This window comes from Xanthomarina sp., assembly GCF_035306605.1.
Taxonomy (GTDB): Bacteria; Bacteroidota; Bacteroidia; order Flavobacteriales; family Flavobacteriaceae; genus Xanthomarina.
The window spans coordinates 1-2,813 of sequence record NZ_DATGNR010000044.1 but is presented as its reverse complement, the minus strand read 5'-3'; the positions used below and the strand labels follow the sequence as shown (position 1 = coordinate 2,813).

Genomic DNA, 2,813 nt, shown 5'->3' with positions numbered 1-2,813 from the left:
GATTTTAAATTGGTATCTCCTGGTTCTAGAATTAATTTCCCACCTTTCCATTTATCTGCTATGTGTACCACTTCGGTTACATCGCTCCAACGTTTTAAAATCTGTACCAAACTGCTTTCCACTTCTGCAAAACTAACGGTATCCACATCGTCTTCAGCGGCTTCAATAACTTCAAATTCTGAGTCGATGTCTATAGTTTCCAAACCATTTTCTATAAAAGTTACCCAATAGTGTTTTGATGTGACATTGGTAACAACTCCTTTTCCATATTCCGGATGATTGATTCTTGAACTTATTCCTAGTAATTGCATAAATATTATTTTAAGTTATTCCCACGAACATGGGATTACAGTTATGTTTAAATTGAATTACAATAATAATAAATCTGTTTGTATTCAAACCATAAATTTTAGTTATAAAATGTCCTAAACCTGACTGGTCACTAAATATTTTCTTTCATTCAAATCTAAATGTTCCAATTTATTTTATTTCTTCTCTAAAAGATATAGTTTTACATAAACCAAAAATCTAATGAGATTACCTATTTTATTCCTCTTAATTTTAGTGCCTTTTATTTCAATGTCGCAAGACAGAGATTTAGAGCAAACCAAGAAACAACTGGAAATTAGCAACAATAAATTTACTGGTGTTAACAGATTAAAGTTTCTGGATAGTTTGGCAGGCGAAATGAGATACGACACGCCTTTAAACGTGGATTCTATTTTTCGAGTTACCATAAACTACGCTCAAACATTGGACTCCATCAATATTGCCGTAAAACACACGACCAATCTTATTAATTATCTAAATTACGGACCAAATGATTTTAAACAAGCTAAACAATTAATTAAAGCAAGCTATCCGTTACTGCCCCAAGTAACAAAACCAAACATCATAGACGATTTTTACTTTGAAGCAGCTTATGTCTATTACGAATCGAGGAACTTTGATGAAGCCATTAAGCACTTTGATAGCGCTTATTTTTATGCCAAAAAATACCAATCAAAATACGTAGAGCTATCTAAATTTGCAATTGCAATGTCGCATGTAAATATTGGAAATTTTGGTAAGGCCTCTCTAGAACTTCAAGAAGCAGCTACCATGTTTCAAAATAAAAAAGATACCTTAAGGTGGTTAGACGTTAAAAACTCCATATCTGTTCTGTACAGTAAAAATGGTTTTTTTAAAGAAGCAAAAAAAGAAAGAAATGAGATAATAGACTTAGTACATCTATATAAAGATTTTCCAAGTTTACCTTTTGTGTATTATAATAATGCTGCAGACGACAATAAAATAAATTTACAAAAAAGTAGGATTAAAAATTTAAAATTGGCCTTAAAAACTGGTAATATTTCAGAAAACAAAGAATATTTTGAACCCCTGCTTAAATCAGGTTTAGCTGCAGCTCTAGCTGAAAACGACAGTATTGAACAAGCCGAAAGCCTAGTAAAGGAACTAGAAATTAATGAAAAAGATATTACAGGATATAATAGACCCTTCTATTTAAATGCTAAAATGAGATTGGCTTATGCCAAAAATGAATATCCAAACGCACTTCGTTATGCCACCGAATATCATGACTTAAAAGCTGAAGGCGATCAATATGAAGAAATTCAAGAGTCGGAACTGTTTCTTTCTAAAGTTTACGAACGTCTAAACAATAAGGACAAGGCTTTATGGCACTATAAAAACTATTCCAAAATTAAAGACTCGATAGGAAGTGTTCAAAAAGCACGAGTTCTCGCCTTTTATCAAACAATTTATGAAACAGAAAAACGCGATTTAATCATTCAGAATCAAGATAGTAACATTGAATTATTAGATTCTAAAAACAAACTTAAAAATCAATGGTTATTGTTTGGTGGTTTAGGTTTGGTGGCTGTATTTGGATTTGTAACCATAATCCGTTCGCGTAATTTTGCAAAAAACAAGCAAAAGCTACAAGAAGAATTCACTCAGGATATTATTCAAACCCAAGAAGATGAGCGAACACGTTTGGCTTTTGAACTACACGATTCTGTAGGGCAACAACTTATGTTATTAACTAGAAAGTCTAAAAGTATAGACGATAGTTCTTTCGAAAATTTAGCCAATGATACCCTAACAAATCTACGAACCATTTCTCAAGGCTTATATCCAGCAACATTAGAACGCTTAGGCTTTACAGCAGCTATAGAAGATTTAATTAACGATTTGGATGAAAACACAGAGGTGTTTTTCTCTTCAGAAATTGAGAATATAGATCACGCCATCAATAAAGAAAAGGCCTTGCATCTTTACAGAATTGTTCAAGAAGCTTTAAACAATACAATAAAACATGCTGAGGCGAAAGCTGTGTTTGTTGGCATTAGTAGTGAAACAAACAGCATTATTTTAACCATAAAGGACAATGGCAAAGGATTTGATTATTCTAAAAAACTTCAGACATCTAAAAGCCTTGGAATGAAATCTCTTATGGAACGTTGTAAAATTATTAAGGCCAACCTTCAGCTTGAATCTAAATTAAATAAAGGAACTCAAATAACTGTAAAACTTCCTATAGAAGCCTCTTAATTATAGAATATTTTCGACTTAATACTTTAAGAATCGTTTTATTAAATTGTATTTTGCAGTTATATTTAATACGCTTGCTTTGTAAACACATCCATGGATAAAAAGAAAATCACCATTATTATTGCCGACGATCACCCTATTATGCTAAGAGGCCTAAGAAAAGAATTAGAACAAGCCGGTTATACCATTGTTGGAACTGCAGAAAATGGTGCAGATGCCTTGGAAGCCATTGTAAACTTAAAACCTAAAATTGCATTTTT

General features: G+C 32.1%; 2 protein-coding genes and 1 pseudogene. 2 read left to right on the top strand and 1 reads right to left on the bottom strand.

Translation table 11 applies throughout. The features are described from left to right. Positions 1-311: pseudogene (locus tag VKY41_RS06690) on the bottom strand (hypothetical protein); the annotation flags it as partial. Positions 312-531: 220 nt separating this feature from the next. Here VKY41_RS06690 and VKY41_RS06685 point away from each other — a divergent pair. Then, positions 532-2,553 (top strand): ATP-binding protein, encoded by a 2,022-nt coding sequence (locus VKY41_RS06685; RefSeq protein ID WP_500813663.1) that lies wholly within the window; start codon positions 532-534, stop codon positions 2,551-2,553. A gap of 93 nt (positions 2,554-2,646) precedes the next feature. Next, the coding region (locus tag VKY41_RS06680) for a response regulator (RefSeq protein ID WP_500813664.1) at positions 2,647-2,813 on the top strand (167 nt) is incomplete at its 3' end.